This is a genomic window from Neobacillus sp. NPDC093182, assembly GCF_044754045.1.
Genome location: NZ_JBIVOI010000001.1, coordinates 522,796 through 543,126, shown reverse-complemented (window position 1 = coordinate 543,126; position 20,331 = coordinate 522,796). Strand labels below are relative to the sequence as shown.

Here is a 20,331-nt window from a genome sequence, read left to right as displayed (position 1 = left end):
GATAGCAATTTTGTGTTTAATTCATAGTATACAAATAGGAATTATTAGAATTTTTGGGGTTGATTACTTGGGACTGGAATTTTTAGATGTTTTTGAACAATGGGCAGATTCATATGATAAAAGTGTTGGAGGACATAATCTAGAATATAAAGAGGTTTTTGCAGGGTATGAGCAAATATTAGAAGGTGTGACTAAACGTTCAACTGGGTTTGTGGTCGAATTTGGTGTTGGGACGGGGAACTTGACAAAAAAATTGCTTGATTCGGGTTTAAAGGTTACTGGTATTGAGCCTTCTATACCAATGAGGGGAATAGCAAATGCAAAGCTCGGCACAAAAGCAAAAATACTCGATGGTGATTTTCTTCATTTTCCTGAAATAAGAGATATTGATACAATTGTCTCCACATATGCTTTCCATCATCTAACCGATGAGGAAAAGGATGAAGCAATAGCCCAATATGGTAAGCTGCTTTCAAAAGGTGGTAGAATAGTGTTTGCGGATACGATGTTTGAATCAGTGGAAGATTATAAGAATGCAATCGTAAAAGCAAGGGAAGAAGGCCTTCATAACCTGGCAAAAGATTTGGAAACAGAATACTATACAACGATTCCAATTTTAACAAGAATTTTAGAAAAAAGCGGTTTTACTGTTAGTTTTAAGCGCTGTAATGATTTTGTCTGGTTAATGGAAGGAGAAAAACAATAAGAGAGAGGTTTAAACATGAAAATTGCCATCATTGGAGCTATGGAAGAAGAAGTAAAATTATTAAGAGATAATATTAAGGGGCAAACACAAGAAACAATAGCGGGATGCGAGTTTACATTTGGACAAATGAATGGTGCAGAAGTGATTTTGCTGCGCTCTGGAATTGGAAAAGTAAATGCCGCAATGTCGACAACCATTTTGCTTGAAAAATATAAGCCTGATTGCATCATCAATACCGGTTCTGCTGGGGGCTTCAATCCTGATTTAAATGTGGGTGATGCAGTAATCTCAACAGAGGTTCGTCATCATGATGTGGATGTCACAGCCTTTGGATATGAATATGGGCAGGTACCACAGCTTCCGGCAGCTTTTTTGGCAGATGAGAAATTAGTTAAAGCTGCTGAAAACGCAGCAAAAGAACTGGATAAATTCCAAATTGTTAAAGGGTTAATTGTTACTGGTGATTCATTCATGGAAGACCCAGAACGTGTTAAGTTTGTACAATCAAAGTTTGATGAATTACAAGCAGTTGAAATGGAAGCTGCTGCAATTGCACAAGTAGCACATCGTTTTGGAGTTCCTTTCGTGATTATTCGTTCATTATCTGATATTGCTGGAAAGGAATCTGAAATTTCTTTTGATCAATTTATTGACCAAGCGGCGACCCATTCAGCTACGTTGGTCATGAAAATTGTGGCATCTTTAAGATAGTCAGCTGAGAAAGTGGTGGCGTTGTAGTGAAAGTTTACAAAAATGTACATGAATTGATTGGTGATACACCTGTGGTGGAAATTACTCAGTTTGCACTCCCAAAAGGGGTGCGCATTTTTGCTAAGCTGGAATTCATGAATCCTGGCGGCAGTGTGAAGGATCGTCTCGGAGTAGAGCTTTTGAGGGAGGCTTTTGAAAGTGGAAAGCTTCAAGAAGGAGGAACGGTTATTGAACCGACAGCCGGGAATACAGGGATCGGATTAGCGCTGGCCGCAATAAATAAAGGGGTACAGGTTATTTTATGTGTACCCGAGAAGTTCAGTATTGAAAAACAAGAATTAATGAAAGCCCTAGGAGCAAAAATTGTTCATACGCCAACTGAAAAAGGGATGAAGGGAGCAATCGCGAAAGCAGAGGAACTGCTTAAAGAAATCCCTGGGTCTTATTGTCCGCAGCAATTCGGCAATCCAGCAAATCCTGAAACGTATTATAAAACATTAGGACCTGAGCTGTGGGAACAAATGGATGGGAAAATAGGTACATTTGTTGCAGGAGCAGGAACAGGCGGAACCTTTATGGGCACGGCACGTTATTTAAAAGACCAAAATAAAGCGATAAAGGCAGTTATTGTAGAACCAGAAGGCTCAATATTAAATGGCGGAGTATCAGGTCCCCATAAAACCGAGGGAATTGGTATGGAATTTCTTCCTGGCTATATGGATCCGGACTATTTTGATGCTATTCATACAATTTCTGACGAGGACGCATTTCGGTTGGTGAAAGAACTGGCAGTAAAAGAAGGTCTATTAGTTGGCAGTTCATCCGGAGCTGCCTTTAAGGCTGCCATGCTGGAAGCAGAAGGTGCCAAAGCTGGGACGAATATTGTCGTTGTTTTTCCGGATGGAAGTGAACGCTATTTAAGTAAGAGGATTTTTGAAGGGGGGATTTAGGTGAAAAGAAAAACAAAACTAATTCATGGCGGTATTAGTACCGACCCAGCAACCGGTGCAGTCTCTTTCCCCATATACCAAGTAAGCACCTATAAACAAGAGGGAGTCGGAGGACATAAAGGTTACGAGTATTCAAGAACAGGTAATCCTACTCGATTTGCTCTTGAAGAGCTGATTAAGGATCTTGAGGGTGGTCAAGCAGGTTTTGCTTTTGGGTCAGGAATGGCTGCCATGACTGCCGTTATGATGCTCTTTAACAGTGGAGATCATGTGATTCTAACAGATGATGTGTATGGCGGCTCGTTTCGGGTAATGACAAAGGTATTAAACCGTTTAGGAATTGATTCCACTTTCGTTGATACAAGTAATCTAGACGCAATTGTAAGTGCAATAAAACCAAATACCAAGGCGATTCATTTGGAGACACCAACAAATCCACTATTAAAAATTACGGATATTGAACAAGTGGCGAAACTTGCAAAAGAACATGGTCTATTAACAATTGTTGATAATACGTTCTCAACACCTTATTGGCAAAATCCAATTGAGCTTGGTGCTGATATTGTTCTTCATAGTGCTACAAAGTATTTAGGCGGGCACAGTGATGTCGTAGCAGGTCTAGCCGTAGTAAATAGTAAGAAGCTTGCAGAAGACCTTCATTTTGTTCAGAACTCAACTGGAGGCGTACTGGGACCACAAGATTCATGGCTTCTAATTCGGGGGATTAAGACATTAGGTATTCGCATGGAGGAAACGGAGAAGAATACGGCTGCTATAGTAGATTTTCTACAAGGACACTCTAAAGTCAAGAAAGTATTTTATCCTGGGTTGGAAACACATCCAAATTATGCCATTGCCAAAAAACAGGTGAGAGGTTTCGGAGGAATGGTTTCATTTGATGTAGGAAGTGCAGAAAATGCAGATAAACTTTTGAGTAAAATTCATTATTTTACTTTGGCGGAAAGTCTAGGTGCTGTTGAAAGTCTGATTTCTGTACCAGCAAGAATGACACATGCTTCCATTCCTGCAGAACGCCGTGCAGAATTAGGGATTAGCGATGGATTAGTGAGAATTTCAGTAGGTCTTGAAGATGTTGAAGACTTAATTGACGATTTAAAACAAGCGTTAGAATAATAAATCTCTCCGGCATAAAATATGCCGGATTATTTTTTGTTCTGTTTTTCTAAAATTTACATCAACAAATAGGCACATTTTTATGTTAAAGTAGCTTAGTAGATTTTAAGAAAAGCAGGTGACCAACAGTGGATAAACAAACAAAGAAGATTTATGAAAAAATGGTTGATTTTAGACAATTTGCTGTCGTATTACTCGCTGTCGGTGTATTTTTCTTTTTAGGTGTAATTATTCCTTCCGGCTCAAAGAGTGAGATGGATGTAAATATAATGATGATCGCTTCGATGTCCTTTTTAGCGGTTTCGATTTTACTTTTTATTCAATCGAAACAGTGTCAGATAAAACTAATGGATATGGAAGATGGTAACCAGAGATAAACGTTCCTTAATGGACGTTTATTTTTTTTTTGACTCTAAACCGGGCAATTAACTATTTTTAAAAAAAATTCAAAAAAGTGGTTTACAAAGGATATGTTGATGGATATAATTACCGTAGTTAGTAAAAAATTCCGAAGGAGGTCGAAGAAAATGATGATGAAGTTAAAGGCTGCTGCCACTGGCAATGTAATTTGGATGACAACTGCATATGTAAATAATTTGCATTCGACCGACAGGAATGGATTGCTTAACTAATTTTTTTAGTTACCTAACATATCCATGCCGCTGGGAGGATGACGCCCTGCGGTATTTTTGTGCCTAAAAATAGGCCGCAAGGGAGTAATTTCTTGCGGCTTTTTTGCGCTTATTTAATGGATATTATTAACAAATTTGGTTATAAAAGGAAGAGAGGTGATAGTGATGACCCTCAATATATTTTTTATCTCAGTTACGTTCAAAAAACGGAAAGAAAGTCTACAAGAAGCAGCACGAAATGAAATGATTGAAAAACTTTATGAGCAAAACAAAGAACGTCAACTGTCAGTTTATCATTTACTATAAATTAACCCTCAAAAAAGGAAGTGTATTTAAATGACTCTTAATATTTTGTTTTTTTCCATTACAGTTAAGAAACATAAAGAAAGTCTCGAAGAAGCAATTCGAAATGAAACAGTTGAAAAACTGTATGAACAGCACAAAGACCGCCAAGTAACAGCGTATCATTTAATGTAATATACCCTTTATGGGAGGTGATAGTCATGACCTTAAATATTTTATTCTTATCGATTACCATCAAAAAACATGAGATGAGTATCGAAGAAGCAGCACACCAAGAACAAATCAAGAAAATATATGAAACAACGAAAGACCGTCAAATATCCGTTCATCGCATTATGTACTAAGACGTAATAATAATAAAAAGAAAGGTGGTTTTTACAATGATATATTTAATACAAAACCGTGGAGCAAGCTTATGGAGTATGAAAGATACCACCTAGTCAGCCTATTTAAGGAGGCCGCTGAAAATGCCTGTACACAACTTTTTATTATTCCTTTTCTTAAAAACAAAAAAGAAAATTCAAAAATGACATCATAATTATTGATATATGACATAGCACTAAATGTTTTGTTAACAGAATGTTCACATCCCCTTAAGTTAGATACTGTGAAAATATGATAAATTCGAAGTAGATAAAAGGGTCTATCTAAAGGGGTGGGGAATATGTTCATGGTCGTAATGGCTTTGGTCATAACTGGGGCGATTAGCTGTGTAATATCAGCAGAACTAAGTGTAGAATAACGAGCAGGCATTGATCTTTTAAAGAGGTCAATGCTTTTTTTATGTGTATGATAAAAGGCTTTATTTACAAATAAAATGTCTTGGACAGACACAATCGGACTGTTTCTAACATAGGAATTAGTTATAGGCAAAGCCCAAAAAAGCACGGGGGTGTATGTGCATGGCAGGCATTTTCACAGCACTTGGTTATCTCATTAAGGAATTTTTATTTCTTGTCTCTTATGTAAAAAACAATGCTTTTCCGCAGCCCCTATCTGCTGCAGATGAGAGGAAATATTTACGGTTAATGGCGGAAGGGGACGCGCATGCTCGTAATATGTTGATTGAACATAATTTACGGCTAGTAGCTCATATTGTCAAAAAGTTTGAAAATACAGGGGAAGATTCAGAGGATTTAATTTCCATCGGAACGATTGGATTAATTAAAGCAATTGAGAGCTATTCAGAAGGTAAAGGAACAAAGCTTGCTACCTATGCAGCACGTTGTATTGAAAACGAGATCCTCATGCATCTGCGAGCGCTAAAGAAGACAAAAAAGGATGTCTCCTTGCATGACCCGATTGGACAGGATAAAGAAGGTAATGAAATTTCACTTATTGATGTGTTAAAATCCGAATCAGAAGATGTGATCGATACCATCCAGTTAAACATGGAACTCGAAAAAATTCGTAAATATATCGATGTCCTTGATGACAGAGAGAAGGAAGTAATCGTTGGCCGATTCGGTCTTGACCTTCAAAAGGAAAAGACACAGCGAGAAATTGCGAAAGAATTGGGCATATCTAGAAGCTATGTTTCGAGGATTGAAAAAAGAGCATTAATGAAGATGTTTCATGAATTTTATCGTGCTGAAAAAGAGCGTAAGAAAAAGAACTAAAATGAGAGCTGGAGATTTTTCCGGCTCTTTTTTCGTGTTTAAACGGCTGGTGCCTATACATGTCACAAAACCGGGACATAACCTATTATAAAAGGAAAAGGGGGTATTCATGTGTCATATGGTTATCACAATTCTTGCTGCTGTCCAGCCCCTTATCCAGTTTATCCTGTATCCTATACAACTGGTGGAGGAGGATGGTACGCACTCTTTATCGTTTTACTGATATTGGTGCTCATCTTCGGTGGCTGGTGGTACTACTCAACTTACTGTTAAGAGGATTTAAAAGCTTGTGCGAGCCTTGCGCAAGCTATTTTTTATGTTATCGCAAATAATAGAGTTTTTCAGAATATATATTTATAATATAGTGGTACATAAATAAGGGGGGAACATAATGACCGCTGCTACATATTCAGATGTTTGGAATCTGGAAGTATTTTTTAAAGGTGGAAGCGATTCAGCTGAGCTGGCAGACCACTTAAAGGTAACAAACGAATTGATTGAACACTTTAAAACAAAAGTACATAACTGGACACCACTCAATACAGCAGAAGATAAAGTTTATTTAAAGGAGCTGTTATCAGATTTTGAAACAGCAGGTAAAAAGCTTCGCCAGGCCGCGGCATTTGTAGGCTGCCTGCAAGCTCAAAATACTGAAGATAAAAAGGCGTATGCTCTTGAAGCAACTGTAACAGGGCTTAGTGCCACTTTTCAATCTGCTCTTAGTGCATTTGATAATCTTTTATCATCCATCAATGATGAGGCATGGGAACATGTGCTAGAGGATGACTACCTAACTGAGTTGACGTTTTCGCTGACAGAAAGACGCGAGCGGGCAAAAGAAAAGCTTTCAATTGAGGAAGAGGCATTAATCAGTGCACTGGGTGTTGATGGTTATCATAGCTGGGGGCAATTGTATGATCTCATTGTTAGTAAAGTAAAGGTTCCAGTTGAGGAAAATGGTGAGGTAAAACAACTCTCAGTTGGGCAGGCAGCCAATAGATTTTCCAGTTCAAATAGGGAAGTACGCAAAGAAGTGTTTAAAAGCTGGGAAAAGTCTTGGAATGAACAAGCAGATTATTTATCAAAAACATTAAATCATTTATCAGGGTTCCGGTTAAATGTTTATCAAAAACGAGGCTGGGAAGACGTATTAAAAGAACCATTGAGTATTAACCGAATGAAAAAAGAAACATTAGAGACCATGTGGGCGGTAATTTCTGAAAATAAACAGCCGCTTGTGGAATATTTAAACCGTAAAGCTATCCTTTTAGGTCTCGAAAAGTTAAGCTGGTTTGATTTAGATGCTCCATATGGAAAAACCGAGTCCAAGGTTTCTTACCAAGAGGGTGCGGAATTTATCGAGCAAAACTTCGCTCTTTTCGGTGAAAAAATGGCTGCTTTTGCTAAAAAGGCATTTGAAAATCATTGGATTGAAGCAGAGGATCGTCCAGGGAAAGCACCTGGCGGTTTCTGTACGGGGTTCCCTGAAAGTGAGGAATCACGGATTTTCATGACTTATTCAGGTACTCCTTCCAATGTTTCTACACTTGCTCATGAGCTAGGTCATGGTTTCCATTCCTATGCGATGAAGGGTGTACATTATCTTAACCGCGGGTATGCCATGAATGTAGCTGAAACGGCATCTACCTTTGCAGAAATGATTGTTGCGGATGCAGCTGTAAAAAATGCCAAGGACGAGGAAGAAAAGCTCGCTTTGCTAGATGATAAAATTCAAAGAACGGTTGCACTCCTAATGAACATCCATGCCCGCTTTTTATTTGAGACTCGTTTTTATGAAGAAAGAAAGCGTGGTCCAGTGTCTGTTGAAACGTTAAACAAATTAATGGAAGATGCCCAAAAGGAAGCTTATTGTGAAGCTTTAGACGAATATCACCCATTATTCTGGGCATCCAAGCTGCATTTCTTTATCACAGGCGTACCGTTTTATAACTTCCCATATACATTTGGCTATTTGTTCTCACTAGGAATCTATGCGCAGGCGCTTGAGGAAGGTACAGGATACGAAGAAAAGTATATATCTTTATTAAGAGATACAGCTTCGATGACGGTTGAGGATTTGGCGGCTAAGCATTTACAAGTTGATTTAGTCCAAAAAGAATTTTGGGAAAAGGCAGTCAAAATCTGTATTGATGATATAGAGGAATTCCTTCAATTAACAGCAAATAAATAAAAATTGAGCCCAGCAGTTTCTGCTGGGCTTTGCTTGTCTAGCTCCAGCGCCTGAACAAGGCGCTGGAGCTTTTCTATTTTACATTTTCCTAAGTTTAAATGGGCTAACCATAAGGAACGATAGAATGATGATAATGAATAAAAAGGTTTGAGCTGGAACATAAGGGATAGCTAAAAAGCTTAATGTTGCTAAGCAACCTGCAGCGGTAATCGGTAAACCGGTAAAATACCCGTTGCTTTCAGTAATATTGAAGCGAGCCAATCTAAAAGCACCACAGCCGATATAGAAGACGGTGAAGAACGATCCGGGTCCGCCAAATTCATTTAAAATTCCTTGATATAGTAATAGTGCTGGCGCGACTCCAAATGATATAATATCACTCATGGAATCTAATTGCTTGCCTAACTCTGACTCGATATTAAATTTTCTTGCCGCCATACCATCAAACCTGTCAGCTAAAGCAGCGATAAAGATAAGAAGCAAACTTAGTCGTAAATTTCCTTCCATCGCAAAAATGATCGCAAAACCACCAAAAGATAAATTTGTTAATGTAATAACATTCGCTGTTTGAGACTTTAGTTTCTTAATTGTAGAATCAAAAACGTCTAATAAAAACATTTAGCTCCACCACTCCTTTTCAACAAGCAGGAAGAGAACTTTATTTATTTTCCTAACTCTATTTATTTAATATTAAGCTTTTTAAGCAGTTTCGTAAAGAGTATTTTTACACTTTTTGGGGGTCAAGTAATGTTAAAGCATGTATATCGTTTACTGATAGAGCTAACGAATGGGAAATGGACATCAGTCATATTACGGCGATTTTCACGCTCGCGGATAAGCCGATTTGTTGTTCCTTCATTCGCAAAAATTTATAAACTAAATCAGGATGAAATGGAAAAAGCCCTGCATGAATATGACACACTGCACGATTTATTTATCAGAACTCTAAAAAGAGAAGCTAGACGGGTAGATAAAAATGAAAATTCGGTAGTAAGTCCAGTTGATGCAGTAATTGAGGATATTGGGTCTATTAAAGAAACAAGTGAGATGCTGGTCAAGGGTAAGTCATATTCCATCCAAGAAATGTTAGGAAACCATCAGGCAGTAACCAAGTATTTAAATGGTACATATATGGTGCTCTATTTAAGCCCAAGTCATTACCATCGGATTCATAGTCCTGTAGAAGGTACAATCGTAAAACAGTGGACGCTTGGCTCAAAATCCTATCCTGTCAATAAAATGGGTTTAAAATATGGGGTCCGAACGTTAGCGAAAAACTATCGAATGATTACAGAAGTCAATGCTGTAAGCGGGCATATTGCAATCGTAAAAGTAGGAGCCATGTTTGTAAACTCCATTGAAAAAACTCATAAAGGAATGAATCTTCAAAAAGGTGAGGAAATGGCATACTTTAGTTTCGGTTCCACTGTCGTATTGTTGTTTGAAAAAGGAGTTTTTCACCTGGATTCTTCCATTCATACACCAAAGGACATTCGGGTTGGTGAAGTAATTGGAATTATGGGAAAGGCAAATGGCGGTGCTTGATGAGTGCCGTTCATTTTTTAGACAAAAGAAAAGGCCCTCTAGGGGCGTATAGGTAATCATGTTAAGAAGAAATTTTCAATTTGTTAAATAGGGATCGACGATGAATTTCTGTTTCAATTAGATGTATAAACTCAGGGCTCAGATTTAATTCTCTTGCTTTATAGTAGGATTCGATTAATAATTCATCTGACAGTTTACGCAAGCCAGAATACACCTCCATAATAAAAATAAATGGTACTAAAATGTATAAATGAAGCATAAAATGGTAGGTTCAATTGGTGTACCCTAAATCTACCAAATAATATTCGATAGGACAACCTTTCCAATTATTCACAATTTATAGTGGATAACTTGTGATTAATTTGTTTATAAAGTATAAAAAAGTGGCTGAAACAATGGGTATAATGTTAATAACTTTATCCACAGGTGTGGGAATTCTGTGATTTTGTCGAAAAATATTTTTTATTATTCGTATTTACAGCAAAAAGGAAGCGTATCTTTGTAATAATGTCGAACTTTGACAAATAATATAACGAAACATCTATAATAGTTTTATTTTGATACTACGGGTAAAATTGGTTATGATGGTACAGATAAACAGATGAATTAATGAGGTGTAAACTTAGTGTTAAAGAATTTTTTACCTGATGAGCATGTAAAAAGCATTTTAGATATTAAACCCGAAGACCTGAAACAAAGAGGGATTAAGGGCATTATTACGGATTTGGATAATACCCTTGTGGAATGGGATCGGCCGAATGCCACACCTGAGCTCATTAAATGGTTTGAACAAATAAAAAAACATCATATACTCGTTACAATTGTTTCTAATAATAATGAAATCCGGGTGAAGGAATTCGCGGATCCATTACAAATTCCATTTATATTTCAAGCACGTAAGCCAATGGTGCGTGCGTTTAATAGGGCTCTTTCACAAATGGGAATCAAGAAAGAGGAAACAGTTGTCATCGGTGATCAGTTATTAACGGATGTCTTAGGTGGTAACCGAAGCGGATTTCATACGATTCTAGTGGTTCCTGTAGCACAAACAGATGGATTTATTACTAAATTTAACCGCTTTGCGGAGCGTAGAATTATGAATTGGTTCAGGAAAAAAGGCATGATTCAATGGGAGGATTAAAGTGTGAGTGAACAAGAGCAATATTTATGTATGGGCTGCGGTGTTAAAGTCCAAACCGAAAACCCCGCGGAATTAGGATTTGCACCATCATCAGCACTCGAAAAGGATAGTATTATTTGTCAGCGCTGTTTTCGTCTTAAACATTACAATGAGGTCCAGGATGTCAGTCTAACCGACGATGATTTCTTGAAAATTTTGAATGGCATTGGTCAAACGGATGCATTAATTGTGATGATTGTTGATATTTTTGACTTTAATGGCAGCTGGCTTCCAGGATTACACCGATTTGTTGGCAATAACAAAATCGTCCTAGTCGGTAATAAGGTGGACCTATTGCCTAAATCAGTGAAACATAACAAATTGATTAATTGGATGAAACAAGAATCAAAAGAGCTGGGGCTAAGACCTGAGGAGGTTTATTTAGTCAGTGCAGAGAAAGGCAAGTTCATCAAAGAAACGGCAGCCGCCATAGATGAAATGCGAAATGGAAAAGATGTCTATGTGGTAGGATGTACAAATGTAGGGAAATCTACATTTATAAATAGAATCATTAAAGAGGTTACGGGTGAAGGAGATATTATCACTACATCACACTTTCCTGGTACCACTTTAGACATCATTAAAATCCCGCTTGAGGATGGCAAAGCACTGATTGATTCACCTGGAATTATCAATCATCATCAGATGGCCCACTATGTTGATAAGAAGGATTTAAAAATTATTACTCCTAAAAAAGAGATTAAACCTAAGGTGTTTCAATTAAATGAAGGACAGACCTTGTTTTTCGGGGGATTAGCTCGGTTTGATTTTATAAGTGGCGACAGGAATTCATTTGTCTGTCATGTTTCAAATGAAATTAATATTCATCGCACCAAAACAGAAAATGCCGATGAATTATATCGAAACCATGTTGGGGAAATGCTGGCTCCACCTCGAAAGGATGAATTGGATTCATTTCCTGAGCTAGTAAGACAAGAATTTACGATTAAGGATGCAAAAACAGATGTTGTGTTTTCTGGACTTGGCTGGGTCACTATTAACGAGCCGGGAGTAAAAGTGGCAGCATATGTGCCAAAGGGTGTCCAAACCTTGACACGAAAATCCTTAATTTAATTTTTAACGGGGAAATGAGGGGAATCAGGTGAAGAAACTTTTTGCGGTTTTGGGAGATCCAATTGGTCACTCAATGTCACCAATAATGCTTAATGATGTTTTATCCTATTATGAAATCGACGCCCATTATCATCCCTTTAAAGTAAGTCCAGTGGAATTAGAAACAGCTATTAGAGGGTTGAAGGCAATTGGAATAACAGGCTTTAATGTAACCATCCCGCATAAAAGCGCCATTATACCTTTTCTAGATGGGGTTGATGATTTAGCATTGAGTATTGGTGCGGTTAATACTGTGGTAAATGATAATGGGAAATTAATTGGCTATAATACGGATGGATATGGATTTATAAAAGGTTTAGAACCTTATATCTCATCCTTTTCTGACAAGAAAGTCTTAGTTATAGGGGCAGGAGGGGCTGCAAGGGCCATTTATTTTACGATGGCGAAAATGAATCCTCTTGCAATTGATATTACCAATCGAACTGTCATAAAAGCGAAAGAGTTAATAGAGGCATGCCCGTTTGAATCGAACTCTAAAGCCTTATCTTTAGATGAGGCCGAGGTTCATCTGAATGAATATGACGTAGTTATTCAAACAACCATGATAGGCATGTACCCAAAAATTTTAGAAACACCGATTAGCCTAAGGAATTTAAATACCGAAGCCTTAGTATGTGATATAGTTTACAACCCGCTGGAAACCCAATTCATGAAGGAAGCAAGGCAGAAGGGTGCAGCCGTTCAAAATGGTGTTGAAATGTTCGTTTATCAAGGTGCTTTGGCATTTGAGAAATGGACTGGAATTTTTCCTGATGTAAAAAGAATGAGAGAGAATGTATTAAGACAGTTGGAGGCGTGAAATGTTAACAGGTAAACAGAAAAGATTTTTGAGGTCGAAAGCCCATCATTTAGATCCGATTTTTCAAGTAGGGAAAGGCGGAGTAAATGAAAATATGATCAAGCAAGTGGCCGATGCGTTAGAGGCAAGAGAACTTTTTAAAATAAGTGTGCTGCAAAATTGTGAAGAAGATAAAGATGTGGTTGCAGAGCAACTTGCTAAAGGAACAGGTGCTGAAATTGTTCAAATTATAGGAAATACGATCGTACTTTACAAAGAATCGGCAGAAAAGAAACAAATTTCACTTCCATAGTAAAGGAGAGGGTTCATCATGACGAAGGTTGGGATATTGGGAGGGACATTTGACCCGCCTCATTACGGACATTTGTTAATTGCTAATGAGGTACTCTCCAAACTTAATCTTGATGAAATTTGGTTTATGCCAAACCAAGAGCCCCCTCATAAAAAGAAATCGGAATCCGTTGAGAATATAGACCGGCTGCAAATGCTTGAGCTTTCTATCAAAGGGAATCCATCATTTAGAATCGAAAAAAATGAGTTGGAGAGATCAGGTCCATCGTTCACTGTCGATACCATGAAGATATTGAATGAACGATATCCAAACCATCAATTTTTCTTTATCATTGGTGCAGATATGATTGAATACCTGCCTAAATGGCATAAAGTAGATGAATTGATTAAGCTCGTAAAATTTGTTGGTGTTGAAAGACCGGAGTATAGTATTAAAACGGATTATCCTATCATTTACGTAGATGTGCCTGCATTCGATGTTTCATCAAGCATGATAAGAGAGAGAGTACAGCAAGGGATGACAGTTCGTTATTTATTACCCGACCCCGTCATCGATTTTATTAGGGAGAATCATTTATATGGAACGTGAACAAGCATTAAAAATTGTAAAAGAACAGTTGACTGACCATAGATATCAGCATACTTTAGGTGTCATGGAAACTGCCATTACGTTAGCAAGGCAATATGGTGCTGATGAAAAAAAAGCAGAAATAGCTGCAATCTTTCATGACTATGCTAAATTTCGTGCTAAGGATGAAATGAGGCAAATTATCCTGAATCAAAATTTTCCTCAAGATTTACTTCACTTTCATGCGGAGTTATGGCATGCACCCGCTGGAGCTTATTTAGTGGAAATAGAGGCAGGAATAAAGGATAAGGAAGTATTGGACGCAATCCGTTATCATACATCCGGAAGGCCAGGAATGACTCTGTTAGAAAAAGTAATATATTTAGCAGATTATATTGAACCAGGCCGACATTTTCCCGGAGTAGATGAAGTTAGAGCTTTAGCCAAAGAAAATTTGGATACCGCATTAATACAAGCGGTCAAAAATACCATACTATTCTTAATGAAAAAGAATCAACCGGTTTATCCGGATAGCTTTCAAACATATAATGATCTCGTAATGAGACAGGAGGATTGATTAATGTCTAATCAAGAGTTATTAAAAATTGCTGTAAAAGCTGCAGATGATAAAAGAGCTGAAGACATTTTAGCACTGAATATGCAGGGAATCTCGCTAATCGCCGATTATTTTATTATTTGTCACGGAAACTCGGACAAACAAGTTCAGGCGATTGCAAGAGAAATTAAAGAAAAAGCAGAAGAAAACGGATATAATGTGCGGAGAATGGAAGGCTTTGATGAAGCTACGTGGATCTTAATTGACCTTGGAGATGTGGTTGCCCATGTATTCCATCGTGATGAAAGAAGTTACTATAAATTAGAACGCTTATGGGGCGATGCACCATTAGAGGATATTCGCAGTGAGCTGACAACATGAGTTATGAGCAGTTTGCCTATTTATATGATGAGCTCATGCAAGATGCTCCATATGATGAATGGGTGAGATTTGTAAAAGAAAAATTGGATCAATATCAAGCAGGTGGTAAAAGTCTGCTTGATCTTGCCTGTGGTACGGGAGAGCTCTCCGTTCGTTTCGCAAAGGAGGGCTTTTCGGTTACAGGTGTAGACTTATCTGCTGATATGCTCGCGGTTGCACAGGCAAAAGCACAGGAGGAAGGTTTGCAAATTCCTTTTTTTGAACAAGATATGGCAAGTCTAGAAGGACACGATGAATTTGATATTATCGGTATTTTTTGTGATTCATTAAATTACTTGCAGTCTGATAATGATGTCATACATACGTTTACAAGTGCTTACAATCACCTAAAGGATGGCGGCCTATTCTTTTTTGATGTCCATTCTCTTTATAAAATTTCTCACGTTTTTATCAACCAAAGCTTTACGTTAGCCGAGGAACACTTATCCTATATTTGGAACAGTTTTGCTGGTGATTCACCCAATAGTGTAGAGCATGAATTAAGTTTTTTTGTTTTAGATGAACAAACTGGCAAGTATGATCGCTTTGATGAACTTCATTATCAAAGAACATACCCTGTTCAACAGTATTCTGAGTGGTTAAAACAAGCAGGTTTTGAACTACTGGAAATCACTGCCGATTTCGAGAATCTAGAACCGCAGGAACAATCAGAAAGAATATTTTTTATTGCAGCAAAAAAGCCATCTTTATAAAAAGATGGCAGGGTTGCGACAAACGGAAAAAGAGTGTGTGCAATTATTTAGGTGTATTTGGCACCCTGTTGATTGGAGCGGAAGGTGCGAAGACTCCTGCGGGAGTACGGGGTTGGTGAGACCCCGCAGGGCGCTATAGCGCCGAGGAGGCTCACCGGCACGCCCTAAGGTCCGCGAAGCACCTGGAGTGGAAATCAACAGGCCCGTTAGCAGAGCTGATAAAAATTTTATAGACCAAAAATGCCTAGAAAAAACTTTCTCGACAATATAGCCATCTTTGTAAAAAAAGATGGCTTTTTTGAAAAAAATAAAGGATTTTGTTATTTCTTAGCGAATTAATGCTTATAGAACTGCAAATTAACCTTTTCTAGGTCTTCATTAAATTTTGAATGTGTTGCTTGGAAAACATGTTCAAAGACCTCTCCAAGCTCCTCCTCCATTACTTTAATGCCCTCACCTGTGATACCACCCTTAACACAAACTTTTTCTTGTAAGGAAGGTAGCGTATAATGCCCTTGTTTGATTAACTCCCCAAGACCTACAATCATTTCACTCGCCATCACTGTCGCCGTTTCTTGATCAATTTCAGTTTCTTTTACTGCTGCGAGTATAAACCGTTGCAGCAGGTAACTGAAAAATGCTGGACCACAGCTAACAATATCAGATGCCACTCTTGTTATTTTCTCATCAATCGTTACTGGTACCGAAATCTTCGAAAATAGACTCTGCACTTTTGTTTTCCAAATATCACTGCACTGATTACCAAACGTTATAAGAGAAACTCCCGCTAATGCACGATTTGTAATGCTCGGAATAACCCTAATTACTGAACTAATTGTTTTAGCAGCAAGCTGGTTTGTATCGATAGGGCTAGTGATCGATATAATGCATTTCCTATTATTCAAATGGGGATTAATCTCATCAAGAATTTTATAAACATCCAAGGGTTTAACACAGATGAACACCAAATCGGATTGAGATGCGACTGCAGCTGCATTTTCCCCAACCCTTATAGCCTTATATTTATCTTTAAGCAGCATCGCTTTTGTTTTTGTTCTATTTGTTATAACCATTGAAGAAGGGGAAACTGCTTTTCCATCGATCAAAGCCTCGATCAAAACTGTCCCCATATTCCCGGTACCAATGACACCTATTTTCATTATTCCGACCCTCCTTCGCATGCAGATTCTCTAATAACAATATGAAAATTGATAGTGAAATATACCAAATGAAAGGATGGATTCATTATGAAGGATTGGATGTATGAGCATAAAATTTATCTTATTATCGCTGTCATCATTGCATTTGGGATCATTTATTATTTTGTGGAGGAAAGAAAATCATCTTCAGAAATTTATATGGAGGATATTGTCCCAGCAGAGGTAAATAAAGAAGAGGAGGCCGCCGAGCCGCCACAAAACCAAAAACAGGAACCTGAAAGCTTCATTGTAGATGTAAAGGGGCAGGTGAAAATGCCCGGTGTATATTCATCCAGTCAGGATGAAAGAGTAATTGATGTGGTTCAGCGTGCTGGGGGGGTAACGGAAAACGCCGATGAAAGTAAGGTGAATTTTGCTGAGCATGTTCAGGATGCGATGGTGATATATATTCCTGCAAAGGGCGAGGAAGGGAGTATCCCGCAGGGGCTGACAAGCAATCCTTCTGAGACTGGAGGTACTAAACAAGGGAAAATTAATCTGAATAAAGCAGATGAAAATGAATTGCAAAACCTGCCTGGGATTGGTCCTTCAAAGGCCGCTGCGATTATGGAATACAGGGAAACAAATGGTCCATTTAAAAGTGTTGAAGATTTGAAAAATATAAGTGGAATCGGTGACAAAACATTTGATAAACTAAAAGATTTAATTACGGTTCAATAAGGAAAACTTATTGACCTTTTAAAGTCTCCAATATTAAACTTAAGGCAGAAATAAATCGAAATTTGGAGGAGTTGGAGAAAGTGGAGCGCATTTCTTGGGATCAATATTTTATGGCACAAAGCCATTTGCTGGCATTAAGAAGTACCTGTACAAGACTTACAGTGGGAGCGACGATTGTCAGAGATAAACGAATTATTGCGGGTGGTTATAACGGTTCAATTGCTGGCGGAGACCATTGTATCGATAAAGGCTGTTATGTCATAGATAATCATTGCGTAAGGACGATTCATGCAGAAATGAATGCTCTCCTGCAATGTGCGAAATTTGGTGTGCCCACGGCTGACTCAGAAATATATGTAACACATTATCCATGCCTGCAGTGCTGCAAAGCCATTATCCAAGCTGGGATTAAAACAGTCTATTATGCAGAGGATTATAAGAACCACCCTCACGCAGTGGAGTTATTTCAGCAGGCAAACGTAAAGACTGAAAAGGTGGAATTAAAAGAATCAGTTATTGATTTACGCCAACTAAATCAATAGGCATAAAGAATAGCGCCGGTCTCCCCGGCGTTAAATCCTTCCCTGAAAAATGGAGAACATTATGAATGGTAAATATTTTTATTTTGCGATTGCTTCATTATTAGGTGTATTAACCTCACTATTCTCTTTTCTTTTATTCCTTCTATTAACCATCATTTACTTTTTTCTCCTTTACAAATATAAGAGGTATAGCAGCTCCCAGCTATTATTCGTCATCTGTCTGTTCACTATTTTTTTTCTGACCAGTGAACATACCGAAGCAAATAATAAATCTAAACTGTCAGACAGTCTAACTGCCTTTCATCTGCAATATACAGAGAACACAAAAGTTGATGGTGATTTGCTTCAGGTTACAGCACTAGATACAAAGTATAAAGAAAAGCTTTTAATACGCTATCAAATCAAATCAGAGGAAGAGAAAAAACAACTAAAAAACACCAACTTTTATGGCCGGCTCTGTCAAGTAACAGGACAATTAAAAGCTCCGTCTATTGCTAAAAATCCAAATGCCTTTAACTACCGTAACTATTTAACCAGTAAACAGGTTTATAAGATCGTCGAACTAAAAAATCACCCTTTAAGTAAATGTTCTTTCGTTGAATCAACTCCATTAACCATGATTAAAGAATTACGTTTTAATGGTATCCACTACCTCGAAAAAAATTTTCCACCTGAAATGGCTGCCCTTTCAGCAGCTTTAATTTTTGGAGATAGAAGTATGTTTGATCCAGAGATATTAATGGATTATCAAAGGACGGGCATTGTTCATTTACTAGCCATTTCTGGACTTCACGTTTCCTTATTAATCGGAATGGTTTTTTATTTAGGAATTAGAATCGGGTTTACTAGACAGTTCATGATGAATTTTCTTCTCGTTATATTACCGATTTATGCGATTTTAACCGGAGCTTCTCCTTCCGTTATACGGGCGGTGTTAATGATCTTCCTTGTTTTATTTATTTTACGATGGAAGAAACAGTTAAAACTGTCGCCGATTGATGCCATTAGTCTCACGTTAATGATATATGTATTTTTTGCTCCGCTGATTGTTTTAGACGCCGGCTTTCAGCTGTCATTTTCCGTCAGCTTTGCCATTATTTTATCCTACTCCAGTATTTTACCTCGGTATCAACAAACGATTTCAGCGATGGTTGTCACATCCATCATCGCTCAACTTGCAGCGCTGCCGATATTACTGTACCACTTTTTTGAAATTTCCTTTATTAGCATTGCAGCTAATCTTCTTTATATTCCACTCTTTTCGTTTGTTTTTCTTCCTGGTTTATATCTTTTGTTTTTTATACAGATTATTTTTGGAGATACACCATCAATTCTTATAAATTTATTTATGAAAATCATTACTTTAGCAAATAGTCTAATTGAACTGCTTGCAGACTTATCTTTTGCTCAACTGATAACTGGAAGACCAAATTGGCTAAACTTTATAGTTTATATTCTGATCATCCTTATTATTTTTCTGCTATGGGAAGGAGGGTTGAAGCGAAAACGCAAACAAAAGGTTATTCTTTTAACCTTTGTCTTATTTACATTTCAGAACGTTTGGAATTGGGCAAATCCATTTGGGGAAGTTACCATGATTGATGTTGGACAGGGAGATAGTATATTAATCCACTACCCATTTGGTCAGGGAACCTATTTAATTGATACTGGCGGAACCGTTCAATTTGAAGAGGAAGAATGGAAAAAAGCTGCAAAACCATTTGAAGTTGGGAGAGATGTCGTGGTCCCGTACCTGAAGGGCAAGGGAATAAAGAAATTAGATAAACTGATACTTACACATGGTGATAGTGATCATATTGGCGGGGCTTCTGCAATATTAAAGGAAATCAAAGTAAAACAGATCATACTGCCCTCTGTTGCTGAACCTTCAAAATCGGAATTAACCATTATCCAGGAGGCGAATAAAAAGGGAATTCAGGTGGTGAAGGTTTCTGAAGGAAGCCAATGGAAAAATAAAAAAAGCCTATTTTATGTTTTAGGTCCTGAAAAAAATTATCAAGGTGAGCGGAATAGTGGATCCATCGCGATTATCGCAAACATTGGAGGGCTTAAGTGGTTTTTTGGCGGTGATCTCGATCAACAGGGGGAAGAAAGGATTATAAAGAAATACCCTAATTTGAATATTGATGTCTTAAAGACTGGTCACCATGGCAGTAAAACATCAAGCAGTGAGATATTTATCAAAAGGAGTACACCATCCATTTCCTGGATATCTGTTGGTGAAAGGAACCGTTATGGTCATCCTCATAATGAAGTGTTAGAACACCTATCGAAAACAACTATATATAGGACTGACCTGCATGGAGCAATTACCTATCGGTTTTACCTTGAGGGTGGAACCTTTTCTTCCTTCTTACATAGTATAAAGCAATAGCTCATCAGAAAAATAAAAGAGACCGCAAGATATGCAGTCTCCAAACATTCATTATGTAGCGC

At 37.8% G+C, this 20,331-nt stretch carries 24 protein-coding genes and 1 pseudogene; 22 read left to right on the top strand and 3 right to left on the bottom strand.

Translation table 11 applies throughout. From position 1 onward, the window contains the following. Positions 1 to 67 precede the first annotated feature (67 nt). From ACIQAA_RS02930 to ACIQAA_RS02885, 10 genes are all read left to right on the top strand, one after another. Positions 68 to 706 carry a class I SAM-dependent methyltransferase gene (locus tag ACIQAA_RS02930; protein ID WP_402614729.1) on the top strand — a complete coding sequence of 213 codons (639 nt, stop codon included), beginning with the start codon at positions 68 to 70 and terminating at the stop codon, positions 704 to 706. Positions 707 to 721: 15 nt separating this feature from the next. After that, positions 722 to 1,417 (top strand): 5'-methylthioadenosine/S-adenosylhomocysteine nucleosidase, encoded by a 696-nt coding sequence (gene mtnN, locus ACIQAA_RS02925; protein ID WP_402614726.1) that lies wholly within the window; start codon positions 722 to 724, stop codon positions 1,415 to 1,417. A gap of 26 nt (positions 1,418 to 1,443) precedes the next feature. Then, positions 1,444 to 2,367 (top strand): PLP-dependent cysteine synthase family protein, encoded by a 924-nt coding sequence (locus ACIQAA_RS02920; protein ID WP_402614723.1) that lies wholly within the window; start codon positions 1,444 to 1,446, stop codon positions 2,365 to 2,367. Beyond that, positions 2,368 to 3,501 (top strand): bifunctional cystathionine gamma-lyase/homocysteine desulfhydrase, encoded by a 1,134-nt coding sequence (locus ACIQAA_RS02915; RefSeq protein ID WP_402614720.1) that lies wholly within the window; start codon positions 2,368 to 2,370, stop codon positions 3,499 to 3,501. Positions 3,502 to 3,629: 128 nt separating this feature from the next. Beyond that, complete coding sequence (locus ACIQAA_RS02910; RefSeq protein ID WP_402614717.1) at positions 3,630 to 3,878, top strand: YrhC family protein; 249 nt, start codon at positions 3,630 to 3,632, stop codon at positions 3,876 to 3,878. Positions 3,879 to 4,298: 420 nt separating this feature from the next. Further along, a complete protein-coding gene (locus tag ACIQAA_RS02905) occupies positions 4,299 to 4,439 on the top strand; it encodes a YrzI family small protein (protein WP_402614714.1) in 141 nt (46 codons plus the stop codon). 30 nt (positions 4,440 to 4,469) lie between these two features. Further along, the gene (locus tag ACIQAA_RS02900; protein ID WP_402614711.1) at positions 4,470 to 4,610 is read left to right on the top strand and encodes a YrzI family small protein; all 141 of its coding nucleotides are present in this window, start codon (positions 4,470 to 4,472) and stop codon (positions 4,608 to 4,610) included. Between the two features lie 26 nt (positions 4,611 to 4,636). Beyond that, entirely contained in the window at positions 4,637 to 4,780 is a 144-nt protein-coding gene (locus ACIQAA_RS02895) for a YrzI family small protein (RefSeq protein ID WP_402614708.1), read from the top strand. Between the two features lie 558 nt (positions 4,781 to 5,338). Next, a complete protein-coding gene (gene sigK / locus ACIQAA_RS02890) occupies positions 5,339 to 6,055 on the top strand; it encodes an RNA polymerase sporulation sigma factor SigK (RefSeq protein WP_090758825.1) in 717 nt (238 codons plus the stop codon). Between the two features lie 391 nt (positions 6,056 to 6,446). After that, a complete protein-coding gene (locus tag ACIQAA_RS02885) occupies positions 6,447 to 8,246 on the top strand; it encodes a M3 family oligoendopeptidase (protein WP_402614706.1) in 1,800 nt (599 codons plus the stop codon). Positions 8,247 to 8,324: 78 nt separating this feature from the next. On the opposite strand, the gene pssA is transcribed toward ACIQAA_RS02885, so the two are convergent. Beyond that, the gene (gene pssA / locus ACIQAA_RS02880) at positions 8,325 to 8,864 is read right to left on the bottom strand and encodes a CDP-diacylglycerol--serine O-phosphatidyltransferase (protein ID WP_402614703.1); all 540 of its coding nucleotides are present in this window, start codon (positions 8,862 to 8,864) and stop codon (positions 8,325 to 8,327) included. A gap of 129 nt (positions 8,865 to 8,993) precedes the next feature. Here pssA and ACIQAA_RS02875 point away from each other — a divergent pair, with 129 nt between their 5' ends. Beyond that, entirely contained in the window at positions 8,994 to 9,791 is a 798-nt protein-coding gene (locus tag ACIQAA_RS02875) for a phosphatidylserine decarboxylase (protein WP_402614700.1), read from the top strand. 61 nt (positions 9,792 to 9,852) lie between these two features. Here the strand turns inward: ACIQAA_RS02875 and ACIQAA_RS02870 are convergent, their stop codons facing one another. Beyond that, positions 9,853 to 9,993: a sporulation histidine kinase inhibitor Sda gene (locus ACIQAA_RS02870; RefSeq protein ID WP_251634632.1), complete on the bottom strand. Its 141-nt coding sequence runs from the start codon at positions 9,991 to 9,993 to the stop codon at positions 9,853 to 9,855. A 423-nt stretch (positions 9,994 to 10,416) separates the two neighbouring features. On the opposite strand from ACIQAA_RS02870, the gene ACIQAA_RS02865 reads away from it, so the two are divergent. The 8 genes from ACIQAA_RS02865 to ACIQAA_RS02830 are packed head-to-tail and all read left to right on the top strand — an operon-like array spanning position 10,417 to position 15,452. After that, a complete protein-coding gene (locus ACIQAA_RS02865; RefSeq protein WP_402614697.1) occupies positions 10,417 to 10,932 on the top strand; it encodes a YqeG family HAD IIIA-type phosphatase in 516 nt (171 codons plus the stop codon). 30 nt (positions 10,933 to 10,962) lie between these two features. Then, on the top strand, positions 10,963 to 12,045 hold the full coding sequence (yqeH, locus tag ACIQAA_RS02860; protein WP_402615598.1) for a ribosome biogenesis GTPase YqeH: 1,083 nt from the start codon (positions 10,963 to 10,965) through the stop codon (positions 12,043 to 12,045). Between the two features lie 28 nt (positions 12,046 to 12,073). Continuing rightward, positions 12,074 to 12,904 carry a shikimate dehydrogenase gene (gene aroE / locus ACIQAA_RS02855; protein ID WP_402614694.1) on the top strand — a complete coding sequence of 277 codons (831 nt, stop codon included), beginning with the start codon at positions 12,074 to 12,076 and terminating at the stop codon, positions 12,902 to 12,904. A gap of 1 nt (position 12,905) precedes the next feature. Next, a complete protein-coding gene (gene yhbY / locus ACIQAA_RS02850; RefSeq protein ID WP_402614691.1) occupies positions 12,906 to 13,196 on the top strand; it encodes a ribosome assembly RNA-binding protein YhbY in 291 nt (96 codons plus the stop codon). Positions 13,197 to 13,214: 18 nt separating this feature from the next. Continuing rightward, positions 13,215 to 13,784: a nicotinate-nucleotide adenylyltransferase gene (locus ACIQAA_RS02845; protein WP_402614688.1), complete on the top strand. Its 570-nt coding sequence runs from the start codon at positions 13,215 to 13,217 to the stop codon at positions 13,782 to 13,784. Further along, complete coding sequence (gene yqeK / locus ACIQAA_RS02840) at positions 13,774 to 14,340, top strand: bis(5'-nucleosyl)-tetraphosphatase (symmetrical) YqeK (RefSeq protein ID WP_402614685.1); 567 nt, start codon at positions 13,774 to 13,776, stop codon at positions 14,338 to 14,340. The genes ACIQAA_RS02845 and yqeK overlap by 11 nt, the downstream gene beginning before the upstream one ends. A 3-nt stretch (positions 14,341 to 14,343) precedes the next feature. Further along, complete coding sequence (gene rsfS / locus ACIQAA_RS02835; RefSeq protein ID WP_063251362.1) at positions 14,344 to 14,700, top strand: ribosome silencing factor; 357 nt, start codon at positions 14,344 to 14,346, stop codon at positions 14,698 to 14,700. After that, on the top strand, positions 14,697 to 15,452 hold the full coding sequence (locus tag ACIQAA_RS02830; RefSeq protein ID WP_402614681.1) for a class I SAM-dependent DNA methyltransferase: 756 nt from the start codon (positions 14,697 to 14,699) through the stop codon (positions 15,450 to 15,452). Before rsfS ends, ACIQAA_RS02830 begins: the two co-directional genes overlap by 4 nt. A gap of 335 nt (positions 15,453 to 15,787) precedes the next feature. On the opposite strand, the gene comER is transcribed toward ACIQAA_RS02830, so the two are convergent. Then, positions 15,788 to 16,612: a late competence protein ComER gene (comER, locus tag ACIQAA_RS02825; protein ID WP_402614679.1), complete on the bottom strand. Its 825-nt coding sequence runs from the start codon at positions 16,610 to 16,612 to the stop codon at positions 15,788 to 15,790. Between the two features lie 87 nt (positions 16,613 to 16,699). Here comER and ACIQAA_RS02820 point away from each other — a divergent pair, with 87 nt between their 5' ends. The 3 genes and pseudogenes from ACIQAA_RS02820 to ACIQAA_RS02810 all read left to right on the top strand — a co-directional run bounded on the left by ACIQAA_RS02820 (position 16,700) and on the right by ACIQAA_RS02810 (position 20,269). Next, positions 16,700 to 17,332, top strand: coding sequence for a helix-hairpin-helix domain-containing protein (locus tag ACIQAA_RS02820; RefSeq protein WP_402614677.1), 633 nt, complete (start codon positions 16,700 to 16,702; stop codon positions 17,330 to 17,332). An 80-nt stretch (positions 17,333 to 17,412) separates the two neighbouring features. Then, positions 17,413 to 17,859 (top strand): annotated as a pseudogene (locus ACIQAA_RS02815) (ComE operon protein 2); the annotation flags it as partial. Between the two features lie 76 nt (positions 17,860 to 17,935). After that, a complete protein-coding gene (locus tag ACIQAA_RS02810; protein ID WP_402614674.1) occupies positions 17,936 to 20,269 on the top strand; it encodes a DNA internalization-related competence protein ComEC/Rec2 in 2,334 nt (777 codons plus the stop codon). Positions 20,270 to 20,331: the final 62 nt, after the last annotated feature.